This window comes from Yersinia canariae, from assembly GCF_009831415.1.
GTDB classification, from domain to species: Bacteria; Pseudomonadota; Gammaproteobacteria; order Enterobacterales; family Enterobacteriaceae; genus Yersinia; species Yersinia canariae.
Genome location: NZ_CP043727.1, coordinates 3,472,681 through 3,488,492, shown reverse-complemented (window position 1 = coordinate 3,488,492; position 15,812 = coordinate 3,472,681). Strand labels below are relative to the sequence as shown.

Sequence of the window (15,812 nt, the reverse complement as noted above, 5' to 3'; positions counted from 1 at the left end):
CAAATTACAAGGTGATAACATGAAGTTAGTCTTAGCGACCCTGTTTATTTCAAGTTCAGTATTTTCTATTTCTCATCCACCAAATGAAACCAAACCAGTACATGCGATATCGCGAGTATCTGAAGCTGCCTGTATCCGCAGTTATTCTAAAAAGGAATACGTTGCATGCATTAAATTGGTAGATTCAGCAATACTTAAAGCTTATTGGGTTGGGAAATTGAATCAATTTTGTAATTCGAAACTCAACAAAACGGGCGAAAAAGAAAAACAATGCAGCGAGGTGGCTCTAATTACAGATACATTGAATGAGATGGGGGACAACTACCTTGAAGAGTAAGCAATGATATCAGAATTCATTGGCCTGCCATTTTTTAGCCCGTTCGACAACCGCCTCTCTCTAAACTTATCCTGAGTAAATACCGGTTTGCCTGTAGTAGCCAACAAAAAATAGCCGCGAATTTAGCGTTTTCCTGCCCAGATATAAATGACATCACCGCACCAGACCTGATTAGGCATCAGTAATGCCACTCGCGTGGTCTCAGGATTCTTTGGCTGCCGCCAGTATTTATAACTGCTGTGATGGATCTCAAACACGTTGCACACAGCGGCAACAGGAAACCGCGTCCTTAATTTCTCAACTAATGCGAATTATTCAGGGAGTCTGACATCAAGAGCGTGGTAGCATTTTTCAATGTATCTCTTGCTATTTCAACGCAACGATAAGTGCTACTTAAGCTGGCTGGCTTGTGTAGCGGGTTAGACAGTTGTTATGATGCGCTCCTTTTGATCACACATCAGACTGTTTCTCTGATGCTGGAGGTTATGTGAAGTACGAATTACAAAAAACTGACGGGCGCGCCCGCCGTGGTCGTCTGGTATTTGAACGCGGCGTAGTAGAGACCCCGGCATTCATGCCAGTTGGCACTTACGGCACAGTAAAAGGGATGACACCGGAAGAAGTCAAAGAAACCGGTGCGCAAATCTTGCTAGGGAACACTTTCCACCTGTGGTTGCGTCCGGGCCAGGAAATCATGAAGTTACACGGTGACTTGCATGATTTTATGCAATGGCACGGCCCAATCCTGACTGACTCCGGCGGCTTCCAGGTATTTAGCTTGGGGGCGATGCGCAAAATCAAAGAAGAAGGGGTGACGTTCCAAAACCCGATCAACGGCGATAAAGTGTTTCTCAGCCCAGAAAAATCGATGGAAATTCAGTATGATCTCGGCTCCGATATCGTGATGATTTTCGACGAATGCACGCCATACCCCGCAGACTGGGATTATGCTAAGCGTTCGATGGAAATGTCATTACGCTGGGCTGCGCGTAGCCGCCAACGCTTTGATGAGCTGAACAATAAAAATGCACTGTTCGGTATTATTCAAGGCGGTGTTTACGAAGATTTACGTGATGTGTCCGTAAAAGGGCTGGTAGATATCGGTTTTGATGGTTACGCTGTGGGCGGCTTGGCGGTAGGTGAGCCAAAAGAGGATATGCATCGCATTCTGGAACATGTTTGCCCGCAGATCCCAGCGGATAAACCACGTTATTTGATGGGCGTGGGGAAACCTGAGGATTTGGTCGAAGGTGTACGTCGTGGTATCGACATGTTTGACTGTGTTATGCCAACGCGCAATGCCCGTAATGGTCATTTGTTTGTCACTGACGGGGTCGTAAAAATCCGTAATGCCAAGCATAAGAGTGATACTGCAACGCTGGACGAGCATTGTGATTGCTACACTTGTCGCAATTATAGCCGCGCCTACTTGCATCATCTCGACCGTTGCAACGAAATACTGGGGGCGCGACTCAATACCATCCATAACCTGCGTTACTACCAACGCTTAATGGCGGGTTTACGTCAGGCTATTGAAGAGGGTAAATTAGAGAGCTTCGTTGAAGATTTCTATGGCCGCATAGGGAAACCTGTTCCGCCACTATCTCCACAATTAAGCGTTTGATTTTAAAATTATTACCTTTGTATTTGTAGATCTAACAGTTACGATTTAGCGTTTCTGTTTTATCGCACTGATTTCACACTACTGATTTTGATAACAATGAGGGAATTTTAATGAGTCTTTTCATTTCTGATGCTGTCGCATCCGCTGGGGCTCCAGCTCAGAGCAGCCCGTACTCCCTGGTGATTATGCTGGTGGTATTTGGTCTGATTTTTTACTTCATGATCCTGCGTCCACAGCAAAAACGTGCCAAAGAACACAAAAAACTGATGGATTCTATTGGTAAAGGTGATGAAGTGTTGACCACCGGTGGTTTGCTTGGTCGTGTCACTAAAGTTGCGGAAACAGGTTATATCGTAATCGCGCTGAACGACACCACTGAAGTGATGATCAAACGTGACTTCGTTGCTGCCGTTTTACCGAAAGGTACAATGAAGGCTCTGTAATTTTCGATTTTCCCGAAGGGAATTGCCGTGTTAAACCGTTATCCTTTGTGGAAGTATCTGATGCTGATCGTTGTGATCTTCGTCGGTCTGCTATATGCACTTCCCAACCTTTATGGAGAGGATCCGGCTGTTCAAATCACTGGTGCGCGAGGAATCGCCGCCAGTGAAACAACGCTGGTTCAAGTCCGTGATGTTTTAGAAAAAGACAATATAGCGAGCAAGTCTATTGCGCTGGAAAATGGTGCAATTCTGGCTCGCTTTAGAGATCCTGACGTCCAGCTGCGTGCTCGTGAAGCACTGATGGCGGCGATGGGGGACAAATACGTAATCGCGCTGAATCTGGCTCCAGCAACGCCTTCGTGGCTTGCAAAATTGGGTGCAGAGCCGATGAAGCTTGGTCTTGACCTGCGTGGTGGTGTTCACTTCTTGATGGAAGTGGATATGGACACGGCGCTTGGCAAGCTACAAGAGCAAACGATGGATACCCTGCGCAGTGATTTGCGTGAGAAAAATATCCCGTATGCGACTGTGCGTAAACTGGACAATTATGGTGTTGAAGTGCGTTTCCGCGACGATAAAACGCGCGATGACGCTATCAGCTACCTTTCTTCTCGCCACCGTGATCTGGTGATTGGCTCCAATGGCAGCAATACGTTAAAAGCTGTGATGACCGATGACCGTCTGCGGGAAGCGCGCGAATATGCTGTTCAACAAAACATTACTATTCTGCGTAACCGGGTTAACCAGTTAGGTGTAGCCGAACCGTTGGTTCAGCGCCAGGGTTCAGATCGTATTGTTGTTGAGTTACCCGGTATTCAGGATACAGCCCGAGCCAAAGAGATTCTTGGCGCGACTGCAACTCTGGAATTCCGTCTGGTAAACAGCAATGTTGATGCTTCTGTGGCTGCCTCTGGTCGTGTGCCAGGCGATTCGGAAGTCAAAAATACCCGTGAAGGCCGTCCGGTTGTCTTGTACAAGCGCGTCATCCTGACCGGTGACCATATTACCGATTCAACCTCTAGCACCGACGAATATAACCAGGCTCAGGTTAATATTTCGCTCGACAGCGCTGGTGGCTCTGTGATGTCTAATTTTACCAAAGACAATATCGGCAAGCCGATGGCGACTTTGTTTGTAGAATACAAAGACAGCGGTAAAAAAGATGCAAATGGTCGGGCAGTTCTGGTTAAGCAGGAAGAAGTTATCAACGTGGCGACCATCCAATCTCGCTTAGGTAACAGTTTCCGCATTACTGGCATTGATAACCCAGCCGAAGCTCGTCAGCTTTCTCTGCTACTGCGTGCGGGTGCGTTGATTGCTCCAATCCAGATTGTAGAAGAGCGCACTATCGGCCCAACTTTGGGTTCGCAGAACATTACCCAAGGTCTGGAAGCTTGTTTGTGGGGCTTGGCAGTTTCTATCCTGTTTATGGTGATTTACTACCGTAAGTTTGGTGTGATTGCCAGTACTGCACTATTGGCTAACTTGGTGTTGATTGTCGGCGTGATGTCTCTGTTACCGGGGGCGACATTAACTATGCCGGGTATTGCCGGGATCGTATTGACATTGGCAGTAGCAGTTGATGCTAACGTACTGATTAACGAGCGAATAAAAGAAGAATACAGGAACGGGCGGACGATCCAGCAAGCGATTCATGAAGGGTACAAAGGTGCCTTTTCAAGTATCGTCGATGCGAACGTAACGACGCTTATCACAGCCATTATTCTTTACGCTGTGGGTACTGGTTCGATTAAAGGCTTTGCTATTACAACGGCAATTGGTGTTGTAACGTCAATGTTCACCGCTATAGTCGGTACTCGTGCCATCGTCAACCTGCTTTACGGCGGCAAGCGCATTAACAAGCTGTCTATTTGAGGAGTACGTTGTGGCACAGGATTATACTGTTGAACAACTGAACTATGGCCGTAGAGTCTATGACTTTATGCGCTGGGATTATGTTGCTTTCGGCGTTTCACTGCTGTTGTTAGTGGCATCCATTGTGGTGATGTCCACTAAAGGGTTTAACTGGGGTCTGGATTTCACCGGTGGTACGGTGATTGAAATTTCCCTAGAAAAACCTGCGGATTTGGACCAACTGCGTGACACATTGGAAGCGGCGGGCTTTGAATCACCCATTTTGCAAAACTTTGGTAGCACCCGTGATGTGATGGTACGTATGCCACCTGCCGCCGGAACTGCAGGGCAGGAATTGGGTAACAAAGTCATATCCGTTATCAATGAGTCAGTTGATAAGAATGCATCAGTAAAACGTATCGAATTCGTCGGGCCAAGTGTGGGCAGTGATTTAGCCCAGGCTGGCGGCATGGCGTTGATAGTTGCGTTGTTATGTATTCTGGTTTATGTCGGTTTCCGTTTTGAATGGCGTCTGGCGCTGGGGGCGGTAATCGCTTTGGCGCATGACGTGGTTATTACCATGGGGATCTTGTCGTTATTCCATATTGAGATTGACCTGACCATCATCGCGTCATTGATGTCGGTTATCGGTTACTCACTTAACGACAGTATCGTGGTATCAGACCGTATTCGTGAAAACTTCCGCAAGATCCGCCGCGGTACACCTTACGAAATCATGAACGTGTCTCTGACCCAGACTTTAAGCCGTACTATCATGACCTCTGCAACTACGCTGATGGTGGTATTGATGCTGTTTATCTTCGGTGGTGCGATGCTGCAAGGCTTCTCACTGACGATGCTGATTGGTGTTTCCATCGGTACTGTTTCATCCATCTACGTTGCGTCCGCGCTGGCGTTGAAATTGGGTATGAAACGTGAGCATATGTTGCAGCAGAAAGTGGAAAAAGAAGGTGCTGATCAGCCTTCAATTCTGCCGTGATAGCTTAATCTAATCGAAGCCCTGATACCGCGATTGTGGCATCAGGGCTTTTTTTGCCGGTACATTTGTCATTTTCCCTGCCACTCTCCCGCAGCAACAAGGTTCGCATTACCTTATCTCGATTTTTAAATTTTCCCCAGATACTGAGATAAGTTATCACCCCTAGTGATTGTATTTTTAATTATATTTATAAAAAATATACTCATAATGAAAATAACAGATCAAATAACACTATTTTATAAAATGGTCTTTGATTTGATAGTTATGATGTTAATCAGGCGCTATCGTTATTTTTTTTGAAGCCAATACTTCATTTTTTATTGTAAGGGGGTTAAATGAAAACGGAATCAATTAATTCAGATAATGATTATTATGTTGGTTATGTTAATTCGGAATCAGAACAACAGAGTTACGATGATACATTTCATGAAATAAAGATAAAAACAGTTAATAGCATATTGAAATTGAAAGAAAAATATCCGAAGCTTTTTGATTGTGTTAAGAATAACACCTCTTTAAATGACCTTGTAAATAATATAAATAATTATCTTAAGGAAAATAAAAGTAAGAGTGAATGCGCAGTTTTTATTGAGTTGATTCGGCAGGAAAAAGATTCAAAGCTTAATGAGAAATATGAAATAAAAGAAATTCACGATCGTTTCTACCCAATAGCTCGAGGTGATAAGACCCTCACTGGGATGGGTTCAGTTAATGAATCAAGTAACCCATTTGATGAGATACCCACAGAGGTTGAAAAATTGCTGGAGTTGTACCGAACTAACGTCATCGAAAAATATGAAGGAAAAAAATATATTGAAGTGAGTGGTGAAATTTTCACCATAGAGGATTTTTGCCAGGAACTGAATAAAGTCTATGGGCGTATAAAATCTAATTTTAGTAGTAATCTTAAAAATATAATAACTGATTTTGCTAAGTGTGACGATGTTAGGGATGTCATAGGAACTCAGAAAAAAAATAATTTTTTCTATCAACTAATCAGTAAAGAGTATCAATTTATAAACGAAAATAATAATAAATCTTCTACTGAAGATAATATTCATTATTTAAACTCACAGATAATAGTTGCTACAGCTGGACCCATATCTTTGACGTCAGATGAATTAATAACCCACACTACACCGAATCAAAAGCAAGTTTCAGTAAGACCTAGTGAAGCTCCTGATAATCCTTTTCTAGCTTCGGAGCCTAAGATTGAAAAACTGATCAATCTGTATAATGAGAAAGTTGTTAATGCTTATAACGGTAAGAAAGGTATTACTCTAGCAGGGAGTATCGACACAATAGAGCGTTTTTGCCAAGAAGTTAATAGAATAAAAAATAGTACTAGCCAGTCATTGCAAAGTTCACGCTTTAACTTATTAGTTGATTTCTTTAAAAATAAAGAAATCGAAGATCTGTTTGGGAAAATGAGTGGTTACCCAGGGGATTTTTATCTTAAAGGCAGTGAGGTAAATTGTGCTGATGGACTGTTGCTTCAGAAAGTACTAAATGAATATGTAAATAGTTTAGATAACAATAAATCTCTGTTACAACCGGAGCATTATAAAAAAATCAAAGTTGATTTGGGAAACTTAACACCTAAGAGTACAGCATCAATTGAACTGGAGAATAATGGAAATGTTATCATTAGACGTTTTCCTGAAAGGAACGAAAAGATAGCGTTAATGCTGACTGAGCTGCTAAAGAAGCACAAGTCGAATGGATCATTTAGTGAAAAGATAGCTGAGTATTTGAAAGTGTCTCGTCTTGGTGCATATATGCAATTACAGCCATTATTAAATGGTGATAATGTGCATGTGGCTTTAAGTCAAGATACAGAAGAGTCGATAATAGATAAAATAACGCATTTAAGTAACTTAATGGATTTTATTGGAAAGCATCTAAAGTATGTTAATACTCAATTAAATGACTTTCCTGCATTACCGGCTAAAGGTACCTCCCTTAAAGAATTGCAAGAGTACTATTTCGACCAGGCTCTTGCTTTTGATATTCATCCCTCCATGTACGCCGAACCGCAGGGGATGTTTATTTCGGCTAAGCGGTGGTTAAATGTTAAATGGGGGAACATCATTGGCGATGTAACTACCAAGACTTATTTGGGTGGGGAAAATGATAAACCCATAGATACAATAAGAAAGTTAAGAGAGATACTCAATAGAAATTTAAACAATCAAAACTATGAAAAAACTGCTTTAAATAATTATAAATACCGAATAATTAACGAGGGACTTAACCGAATAGAAAAACAGGCTGGAACATTAGATTATTTAATATCAAATCGCCTGCTATCGATAGATATGGCCAAAAAAGTGACTTTTGCTTTTTGCTATTCAGTGGCATCGGAATGTGTTGATCTTAAGCAACAATCAAAATCAATCAATTTTAATAAATTCTTAACCAGAGTTAAGGTTGTTGCTCCTCTAGCTGCGGTGCTTTCTGTGGGGGTTCTGGTTGCCGGTATTGGCGGTGCGGCTTTGGCCTCGGTACTTGCTATTGGAATCTGTTGTATCGGTATCGTCTATCTCTTTATAAAGTGCAAACCCAAGTTGGAAAAAAGTGAGATGAGCAAGCAACTGACAGATGCGATGTCAGGCTTGGTATACCAAAAGGATTTTTACCTGGATAGCCACGATGTAAGCTGGGGAGAGGCATGGAAATATCGTAAGGGTGCGATTAAATCTTGGTGGTCTGGGGAGCTGGCAGCCGCGCCAACCCTATCTGAATCGTCAAATAGCGCTCTGATACGCAACACAGACTGATCCGGCCTTTGTTGTCGCGGCAGTTCGCGGTAAACTATGGCTAAGTTTAAGCTCACCAATCAGGAAGCGCTATGCATTGCCCGTTTTGTGCTGCTGTGGATACCAAAGTTATTGATTCCCGTCTGGTGAGCGATGGTTCGCAAGTGCGCCGTCGCCGCCAGTGTTTAGATTGTAATGAACGTTTCACCACTTTCGAAGTGGCTGAGTTGGTCTTACCGCGTGTTATTAAAAGTGACGATGTGCGCGAGCCCTTCAATGAAGAAAAATTACGCCGTGGCATGCTTAAGGCTCTCGAAAAACGGCCTGTTAGCTCAGATGATGTTGAAACTGCCATCAGCCATATCAAATCTCAATTACGCGCCACAGGTGAACGTGAAGTGCCCACCAAAATGGTAGGCAATTTGGTCATGGAAGCATTGAAACGCTTGGATAAAGTGGCGTATATCCGCTTTGCCTCGGTGTATCGTAGTTTTGAAGATATTCGCGAATTTGGCGAAGAAATTGCCCGCTTGCAAGATTAATGAGTCAAGTCGCTACGCCGTTAGCACTGTGCTAATTGTCACCGAATAAAAGTAAGGAAAGCCATGCAGCCCGATGAGTTTTATATGGCCCGAGCCTTTGAATTAGCGCGGCTGGGGCGTTTTACTACGCCACCTAACCCTAATGTCGGGTGTGTTCTGGTTCGTGACGATGAGATTGTTGGTGAGGGCTATCACTTGCGTGCTGGAGAGCCTCATGCTGAGGTGCATGCTTTGCGTATGGCGGGTGAAAAAGCGCGTGGGGCGACTGCTTATGTCACTCTGGAACCTTGCAGTCACCATGGGCGTACGCCGCCCTGTGCTGATGCTTTGCTGGCGGCTGGAGTCAAGCGTGTGGTGGCCGCGATGCAGGACCCCAATCCTCAGGTTGCCGGGCGTGGGTTATATAAGCTAAAGCAAGCAGGAATTGCCGTTGATCACGGCCTGATGCTGGCGGAGGCCGAAGCCGTTAACCTTGGTTTTCTGAAACGGATGCGCACTGGTTTTCCTTATTTACAACTGAAAATGGCAGCATCTTTGGATGGCCGCACGGCGATGGCTTCCGGCGAAAGTCAATGGATAACCTCGCCCCAGGCGCGCCAAGATGTGCAGCGTTTTCGTGCCGAAAGCTCTGCTATCCTCAGTACCAGTGCCACAGTATTGGCCGATGACCCTTCGCTTACCGTGCGCTGGCAGGAATTAGATGCTGAGACTCAAGCTCTTTATCCTCGAGAAACGCTGCGCCAGCCGGTTCGAATTATCGTCGATAGCCATAACCGTGTGACGCCGGAGCATAAAGTGACACAGCAAGATGGCCCGTGCTGGCTGGCTCGAGTGGAGTCAGATGAGCAGTCATGGCCAGACAATGTCGAGCAATTGCTGCTACCGCGCCATGGTAACGGTGTGGATTTGGTCTTATTGATGATGCAACTGGGCAAGCGGCAAATTAATTCTGTTTGGGTTGAAGCCGGGCCACAATTCGCGGGGGCTTTGTTGCAGGCGGGTGTGGTTGACGAACTCATTCTTTATATCGCGCCGAAATTGTTAGGCAGTGATGCTCGTGGATTATGTCAGTTGGCTGGGTTAACACACCTAAATGATGCCCCAGAGTTTGACTTCACGGATGTCCGTCGGGTGGGGCCGGATCTGCGTCTGCGCTTAAAACCGAAGTATTAACTTAAATTATCCAGCAGAGGCTCCCTCTGCTAATTATCGTCTTGCCAGCGTTTTACAAATGCGCAGGGGCGGGGCGTGAAAGAATATGATAGAATCCGGCCCCCTGCGGGGTATGAACCCATATTGAGGAAAGCTATGAACGTTATCGAAGGTGTTGTTGCTACTCCTAATGCCCGTGTGGCGATTGCAATCGCGCGTTTTAACAACTTTATCAACGACAGCCTGCTGGAAGGTGCAATTGATGCCCTGAAGCGCATTGGCCAGGTTTCTGATGACAACATTACTGTTGTTTGGGTTCCGGGTGCCTATGAATTGCCGCTGGTTGCTAATGTGCTAGCAAAAACAAATCGTTACGACGCGGTAATTGCGCTGGGTACGGTTATCCGTGGGGGTACCGCACACTTTGAGTATGTTGCTGGTGAAGCAAGTTCTGGTCTATCAAGTGTCGCCATGAACAGTGATATCCCAGTCGCTTTCGGTGTGCTGACCACAGAAAGTATTGAGCAGGCAATTGAGCGTGCCGGTACTAAAGCCGGTAATAAAGGTGCAGAAGCTGCCCTGACCGCGCTTGAAATGATTAATGTAATCAAAGCTATTAAAGGCTGAATTTAGTTAAGTTAAGGGGAATTCCGTGAAACCTGCTGCTCGTCGCCGCGCTCGTGAGTGCGCTGTTCAAGCGCTCTACTCTTGGCAGTTGTCTAAAAACGACATCGCTGATGTTGAATTACAGTTCCTGTCGGAGCAGGATGTCAAAGATGTAGACATCGCCTATTTTCGCGAATTGCTGTCTGGGGTTGCCGTTAACGCCGCATCTCTGGATGCGCTAATGGCGCCTGTTCTTTCCCGCCAGCTCGAAGAATTAGGTCAGGTTGAAAGAGCGGTTCTGCGTATTGCGCTGTTTGAACTGAGCAAACGTGATGATGTCCCTTATAAAGTGGCTATCAATGAAGCGATCGAACTTGCCAAAACGTTTGGCGCTGCTGATAGCCATAAGTTCGTCAACGGGGTGCTGGATAAAGTCGCTCCGATGATACGTAAGAAAAAATAATTTATACTCGTCATACTTCAAGTTGCATGTATGTTGGCAGTCGCCGTTCACCTCAGTTGCATAGTTATCTATGCTCAGGGGCTTCGGGTTGGCTGCCTCCAGGCAACTCGAATTATGCAGAGTATCATCTGAAGTTATTTGTATTAAGGCCGGCTATCGGCCTTAATCACATTTCTGGAATTGTATTATGGCATGTGGCGAATTTGACCTCATTGCCCGCTACTTTGACCGGTTCAGAAGTAATCGCCGGGATGTAGAACTGGGTATTGGAGACGACTGCGCACTTCTTACAGTGGCAGAGAAACAGCTGTTGGCCATCAGTACAGATACACTGGTGTCTGGTGTTCATTTCCTTCCGGATATCGATCCGGCCGATCTCGGATATAAATCTTTAGCGGTAAACCTTAGCGATTTAGCTGCGATGGGGGCCGATCCTGCCTGGTTATCTCTTGCTCTGACCCTACCTAACGTCAATGAGGACTGGCTACAATCATTCAGCGACAGCTTGTTTGATCAGCTCAATTATTACGGTATGCAACTGATTGGTGGTGACACCACGCGCGGGCCGCTGAGCTTGACACTGACCATCCAAGGTTTAGTTCCGGAAGGGCGGGCATTGACGCGTGCGGGAGCTAGGATTGGCGACTGGATTTATGTTACCGGTACATTGGGTGACAGCGCTGCTGGTCTGGCAATCTTGCAAAATGAGTTGCGGGTTGATGATGAACTGGATCGAGCAGCATTAATTCACCGCCATTTGCGGCCACAGCCTCGCGTCTTGCAGGGGCAGGCATTGCGCGATCTGGCAAGCTCCGCCATTGATATCTCGGATGGCCTGATTTCTGACCTACAACATATTCTGAAAGCCAGTCATTGTGGCGCGCGTATTGAGCTGGATGCATTACCATATTCTGATGCTTTAAAAAATCAGGTAGATGCAGATCAAGCTTTGCGCTGGGCATTGAGCGGGGGTGAAGACTATGAATTATGCTTTACCGTGCCGGAAATAAACCGTGGCGCACTGAAAGTCGCATTGAGCAATACGGGGGCGGGTTACACGTGTATTGGTCAGATTGGCCCGCAGTCGGAAGGGATGAAATTCTTCCGTGAAGCTAAGGCGGTTGAGATGAATTTGCATGGTTTTGATCATTTTTCAGCAGGTAAATCGCATGGATGAAGCCAAACGTCGTCTGCGGTTATCTAATCCGTGGCACTTGTTGGCAACGGGTTTTGGCAGTGGATTATCGCCGTGGGCTCCGGGCACCATGGGGTCTATTGCTGCCATTCCTTTCTGGCTGTTACTGATTCAGTTACCTTGGCAACTTTATTCTCTGGTCGTGATGTTTAGCATCTGTATTGGTGTCTATATCTGTCATCGCACCGCGAAAGATATGCAAGTTCATGACCATGGAAGTATCGTTTGGGATGAATTTGTTGGCATGTGGATTACCTTGATGGCCTTGCCCGTCAATGATTGGCAATGGGTAGCCGCCGGTTTTGTGGCGTTTCGTATCTTTGATATCTGGAAGCCTTGGCCAATCCGCTGGTTTGATCGCAATGTTCACGGTGGTATGGGAATAATGGTGGATGACATTATCGCCGGTGTAGTGGCTGCCGCGATTATTTTTGTCATTGGCCACTATTGGCCAATCGATCTGTTCTATTGATACCGTTAATCTTCCAAATTGCCGGAGAATTGGCGGTGCTGAATAGAATAAAGGCATAACCACAAGGTTATGCCTTAAACAGAGTTATTACTCCAGCCAGGCTTCAATTTGGCGCTGTATACCGGCGGCATCTAAACCAAATTCAGCGCGCATCTCATCCTGCTCACCTTGTGGCACAAAGTGGTCTGGTAAACCAAGGTTCAATACAGGCACTAATTGGCGTTTTGCCATCAGTAGCTCATTCACACCGCTGCCAGCGCCGCCCATAATGGCGTTTTCTTCCACAGTAACCAATATTTCGTGGCTGGCCGCCATTTCTAATACTAATTCTTTATCCAGCGGCTTAACGAAGCGCATATCTACCAGGGTAGCATTCAGGTTGTCGGCCACAATTTGTGCTTGAGCGAGTAGTGTCCCAAAGCACAGAATCGCCACTTTTTCACCTTCGCGGCGCACAATCCCTTTCCCTATCGGCATTATCGCTAATGGTTCTAGCACTGCACCGGTACCGTTGCCGCGCGGGTAACGTACTGCCGCAGGCCCGTTGTGGTGATAACCGGTGTGCAGCATTTGACGGCACTCGTTTTCATCACTTGGGGTCATGATGACCATGTTTGGAATGCAACGCATGAATGAGAGATCAAATGCGCCCTGATGGGTTTGCCCATCTGCACCGACTAAACCGCCTCGGTCAATGGCAAACAATACTGGCAGATTTTGGATAGCCACATCATGGATTAACTGGTCATAAGCCCGTTGCAGGAAAGTTGAATAGATGGCAACTATAGGTTTGTAGCCACCAATAGCCAGACCGGCGGCAAAAGTCACCGCATGTTGCTCAGCAATCGCGACATCAAAATACTGCTGCGGATATTCACGCGAGAAGCGCACCATCCCCGAGCCTTCACGCATTGCGGGTGTCACGGCCATTAACTGACTGTCTTTAGCGGCGGTTTCACATAACCATTCACCAAAGATTTTAGAATAAGTGGGTAAACCGCCCTGACTTTTCGGCAAGGTACCGGAGGCCGGATCAAACTTCGGTACTGCATGCCAGCCGATGGGATCTTTTTCAGCCGGAGCATAACCTTTGCCTTTTTTGGTCATGATATGCAACAGTTGCGGGCCTTTCAGGCTGCGCATGTTTTTCAATGTTTGTGTCAACGCCTGCACGTCATGACCATCTACCGGGCCGATGTAATTAAAGCCTAATTCTTCAAATAAGGTGCTTGGCACCACCATGCCTTTCAGGTGCTCTTCAGTGCGCTTGAGTAAATCCTTAATCGGCGGTAAGCCCGAAAATGCTTTTTTACCGCCTTCACGCAGGCTGGCGTAGAGTTTGCCAGATAATAACTGGGCCAAATGATTATTCAGGCCACCTACGTTTTCTGAAATGGACATTTCGTTGTCGTTAAGGATAACCAACATGTCTGAGTGAATATCGCCCGCATGATTCATAGCTTCAAAAGCCATGCCCGCAGTAATGGCACCGTCACCAATCACGCACACGGTACGCCGCCCTTTACCTTCATGCTCAGCTGCCACGGCCATGCCCAAACCTGCACTGATGGACGTTGAGGAATGACCGACAGAAAGCACGTCATATTCACTTTCGCCACGCCATGGGAAAGGGTGTAAGCCATCTTTCTGGCGAATGGTACCTATTTGCTCGCGGCGGCCCGTCAATATTTTGTGCGGATAAGCCTGATGGCCTACGTCCCACACCAGATGGTCAAACGGGGTGTTGTAGACGTAATGCAACGCGACAGTGAGCTCGACCACGCCCAATCCAGAAGCAAAGTGCCCACTGGAGCGGCTGACGGAGGCAAGCAAATACTGCCGTAGTTCATCACATAACTTCGGCAGACTATCTTTTGGCAACATGCGCAGTTCTTCAGGGTTTTCCGCCAGTGCCAATGTCGGGTATTTGGCTATATCAAGACTCATTCGATGCTCATATCAAAAGGTTAAGTAGGCATTCACGGGCTGCCAGTCTATTTCTAGTTATCACGCTCAATAATGAAACAGGCTAACGCCTGTAGCGGCGCTATGTTATAGGATTGCTCCGACAGCGCATTCAGGGCGCTAATGGCTTCCTGATACAAATCCATGGCTTTAGTTTTGGCGCAATCTAACCCCAAAAGTGCCGGATAAGTACTTTTTCCGTGTTGTTGGTCGGCCCCCTGACGTTTACCAATTGTAGCGGTATCACCGATAACGTCTAAAATATCGTCCTGTACCTGAAAGGCCAGGCCGATTGCATTGGCATAACGGTCAAGCAATGGTAATGCTTCGCGCCCAGGGGCTCCGGCTGCCAACGCGCCAAGACGAACGGCTGCGCGGATTAGTGCCCCCGTTTTATGGCGGTGGATTTTTTCGAGCTCATCAAGTGTTATCTGGCGCGCTTCGGCTTCCAGATCCAATGCTTGGCCGCCACACATGCCCGCCACTCCGCTGGCATGGGCTAATTCTGCAATCATCGACAGCCTGTCTTTATCTGCCACATCGGGCATTGGGGCTTCTGCCAGGATAGAAAAAGCCAAGGTTTGCAACGCGTCACCGGCCAAAATCGCATTTGCTTCACCAAACTTCACATGACAAGTGGGCTGGCCACGACGCAAATCGTCGTCATCCATTGCAGGCAAATCATCATGAATCAAAGAATAGGCATGGATACACTCTATTGCAGCCGCAGGGGCATCCAGATTGGTCAGCGACAGGCCAAACATTTGCCCCGTGGCGTAGACCAAATAAGGGCGCAGCCGCTTGCCGCCCAGCACGGCACCATAGCGCATGGCTTCTACCAAGTCACTCTTACCAAAAGGGAGTGGCGCGATGAAATCTAATAGAGCTTGATTGACCCGCAGCTGATGTGCGGCAAGCTGCTGATTAAAATCAGCGGAGGAGTGGGTATTAGACATAAGGCTACTCAGCATCCGGAGTGAAAGGGACTAATGGCGCATCCACTTCGTCACTTAGGAGAACCTGAACACGTTGTTCGGCTTGCAGCAGAGTTTGCTGACCAAGACGCGCTAATTGTACGCCACGTTCAAACTCATTTAACGCCTCTTCCAGCGGGAGTTCACCGGACTCGAGACGAGTAACGATCTGTTCCAGTTCACTGAGCGATGTCTCAAAACTGGCGACTTTGGTTTCAGGTGATGCAGCTTTTTTCGGCATAGTTTTATTCGACTCGGTATTTTTATGAAACGTAACCTTGGATGGCGCGAAACGTCTTCTTGCTTGCTGAAAGCAACTCTTCAGGTCAAAAGTTTATTACCGGCTATTCTAGCGGATAATGAAGGGGAAATCGTGACGTTTAAGTCTGGTTTTTAGTACGCAGCCGCGCATCATATAGTGATATA

At 46.4% G+C, this 15,812-nt stretch carries 16 protein-coding genes; 13 read left to right on the top strand and 3 right to left on the bottom strand.

Translation table 11 applies throughout. The features are described from left to right. Nucleotides 1-19: 19 nt before the first annotated feature. The 12 genes from F0T03_RS16160 to pgpA all read left to right on the top strand — a co-directional run bounded on the left by F0T03_RS16160 (nt 20) and on the right by pgpA (nt 12,447). On the top strand, nt 20-337 hold the full coding sequence (locus F0T03_RS16160; RefSeq protein ID WP_159679455.1) for a hypothetical protein: 318 nt from the start codon (nt 20-22) through the stop codon (nt 335-337). 487 nt (nt 338-824) lie between these two features. Beyond that, nucleotides 825-1,961 carry a tRNA guanosine(34) transglycosylase Tgt gene (gene tgt, locus F0T03_RS16155; RefSeq protein WP_145557380.1) on the top strand — a complete coding sequence of 379 codons (1,137 nt, stop codon included), beginning with the start codon at nt 825-827 and terminating at the stop codon, nt 1,959-1,961. A 110-nt stretch (nt 1,962-2,071) separates the two neighbouring features. Further along, nucleotides 2,072-2,404, top strand: coding sequence for a preprotein translocase subunit YajC (gene yajC, locus F0T03_RS16150; protein ID WP_005166605.1), 333 nt, complete (start codon nt 2,072-2,074; stop codon nt 2,402-2,404). A gap of 27 nt (nt 2,405-2,431) precedes the next feature. Next, complete coding sequence (gene secD, locus F0T03_RS16145; RefSeq protein ID WP_145557382.1) at nt 2,432-4,279, top strand: protein translocase subunit SecD; 1,848 nt, start codon at nt 2,432-2,434, stop codon at nt 4,277-4,279. Between the two features lie 10 nt (nt 4,280-4,289). Further along, nucleotides 4,290-5,258, top strand: a complete 969-nt coding sequence (gene secF / locus F0T03_RS16140) for a protein translocase subunit SecF (protein WP_145557384.1) — start codon at nt 4,290-4,292, stop codon at nt 5,256-5,258. 1,106 nt (nt 5,259-6,364) lie between these two features. Beyond that, nucleotides 6,365-8,038: an MFS transporter permease gene (locus F0T03_RS16135; protein WP_159680940.1), complete on the top strand. Its 1,674-nt coding sequence runs from the start codon at nt 6,365-6,367 to the stop codon at nt 8,036-8,038. 71 nt (nt 8,039-8,109) lie between these two features. After that, complete coding sequence (gene nrdR / locus F0T03_RS16130; protein ID WP_004716459.1) at nt 8,110-8,559, top strand: transcriptional regulator NrdR; 450 nt, start codon at nt 8,110-8,112, stop codon at nt 8,557-8,559. 63 nt (nt 8,560-8,622) lie between these two features. After that, a complete protein-coding gene (ribD, locus tag F0T03_RS16125; protein WP_159679453.1) occupies nt 8,623-9,732 on the top strand; it encodes a bifunctional diaminohydroxyphosphoribosylaminopyrimidine deaminase/5-amino-6-(5-phosphoribosylamino)uracil reductase RibD in 1,110 nt (369 codons plus the stop codon). A gap of 135 nt (nt 9,733-9,867) precedes the next feature. Beyond that, a complete protein-coding gene (gene ribH, locus F0T03_RS16120) occupies nt 9,868-10,338 on the top strand; it encodes a 6,7-dimethyl-8-ribityllumazine synthase (protein ID WP_050108978.1) in 471 nt (156 codons plus the stop codon). Nucleotides 10,339-10,363: 25 nt separating this feature from the next. Continuing rightward, on the top strand, nt 10,364-10,780 hold the full coding sequence (gene nusB / locus F0T03_RS16115) for a transcription antitermination factor NusB (RefSeq protein WP_145555728.1): 417 nt from the start codon (nt 10,364-10,366) through the stop codon (nt 10,778-10,780). Nucleotides 10,781-10,967: 187 nt separating this feature from the next. Then, nucleotides 10,968-11,957, top strand: a complete 990-nt coding sequence (gene thiL, locus F0T03_RS16110) for a thiamine-phosphate kinase (protein WP_159679451.1) — start codon at nt 10,968-10,970, stop codon at nt 11,955-11,957. Continuing rightward, complete coding sequence (gene pgpA, locus F0T03_RS16105) at nt 11,950-12,447, top strand: phosphatidylglycerophosphatase A (RefSeq protein ID WP_145555730.1); 498 nt, start codon at nt 11,950-11,952, stop codon at nt 12,445-12,447. Before thiL ends, pgpA begins: the two co-directional genes overlap by 8 nt. Nucleotides 12,448-12,534: 87 nt before the next feature. Here pgpA and dxs read toward each other — a convergent pair whose 3' ends face one another. The 3 genes from dxs to xseB are packed head-to-tail and all read right to left on the bottom strand — an operon-like array spanning nt 12,535 to nt 15,627. Continuing rightward, a complete protein-coding gene (dxs, locus tag F0T03_RS16100) occupies nt 12,535-14,394 on the bottom strand; it encodes a 1-deoxy-D-xylulose-5-phosphate synthase (RefSeq protein ID WP_145555731.1) in 1,860 nt (619 codons plus the stop codon). Nucleotides 14,395-14,447: 53 nt separating this feature from the next. Further along, nucleotides 14,448-15,368 carry a (2E,6E)-farnesyl diphosphate synthase gene (gene ispA / locus F0T03_RS16095; protein WP_159679449.1) on the bottom strand — a complete coding sequence of 307 codons (921 nt, stop codon included), beginning with the start codon at nt 15,366-15,368 and terminating at the stop codon, nt 14,448-14,450. A 4-nt stretch (nt 15,369-15,372) separates the two neighbouring features. Then, nucleotides 15,373-15,627, bottom strand: a complete 255-nt coding sequence (xseB, locus tag F0T03_RS16090) for an exodeoxyribonuclease VII small subunit (protein WP_145555733.1) — start codon at nt 15,625-15,627, stop codon at nt 15,373-15,375. Nucleotides 15,628-15,651: 24 nt separating this feature from the next. Here xseB and F0T03_RS21805 point away from each other — a divergent pair, with 24 nt between their 5' ends. Next, nucleotides 15,652-15,783: a hypothetical protein gene (locus F0T03_RS21805; RefSeq protein ID WP_281347272.1), complete on the top strand. Its 132-nt coding sequence runs from the start codon at nt 15,652-15,654 to the stop codon at nt 15,781-15,783. Nucleotides 15,784-15,812: the final 29 nt, after the last annotated feature.

Excerpts from the sequence above, each read along its gene's own strand:
- F0T03_RS16160 (WP_159679455.1), top strand. The coding sequence starts at position 20 with ATGAAGTTAGTCTTAGCGACCCTGTTTATTTCAAGTTCAGTATTTTCT.
- yajC (WP_005166605.1), top strand. The coding sequence starts at position 2,072 with ATGAGTCTTTTCATTTCTGATGCTGTCGCATCCGCTGGGGCTCCAGCT.
- nrdR (WP_004716459.1), top strand. The coding sequence starts at position 8,110 with ATGCATTGCCCGTTTTGTGCTGCTGTGGATACCAAAGTTATTGATTCC.
- ribD (WP_159679453.1), top strand. The coding sequence starts at position 8,623 with ATGCAGCCCGATGAGTTTTATATGGCCCGAGCCTTTGAATTAGCGCGG.
- ribH (WP_050108978.1), top strand. The coding sequence starts at position 9,868 with ATGAACGTTATCGAAGGTGTTGTTGCTACTCCTAATGCCCGTGTGGCG.
- thiL (WP_159679451.1), top strand. The coding sequence starts at position 10,968 with ATGGCATGTGGCGAATTTGACCTCATTGCCCGCTACTTTGACCGGTTC.
- pgpA (WP_145555730.1), top strand. The coding sequence starts at position 11,950 with ATGGATGAAGCCAAACGTCGTCTGCGGTTATCTAATCCGTGGCACTTG.
- dxs (WP_145555731.1), bottom strand. The coding sequence starts at position 14,394 with ATGAGTCTTGATATAGCCAAATACCCGACATTGGCACTGGCGGAAAAC.
- ispA (WP_159679449.1), bottom strand. The coding sequence starts at position 15,368 with ATGTCTAATACCCACTCCTCCGCTGATTTTAATCAGCAGCTTGCCGCA.
- xseB (WP_145555733.1), bottom strand. The coding sequence starts at position 15,627 with ATGCCGAAAAAAGCTGCATCACCTGAAACCAAAGTCGCCAGTTTTGAG.
- F0T03_RS21805 (WP_281347272.1), top strand. The coding sequence starts at position 15,652 with ATGAAACGTAACCTTGGATGGCGCGAAACGTCTTCTTGCTTGCTGAAA.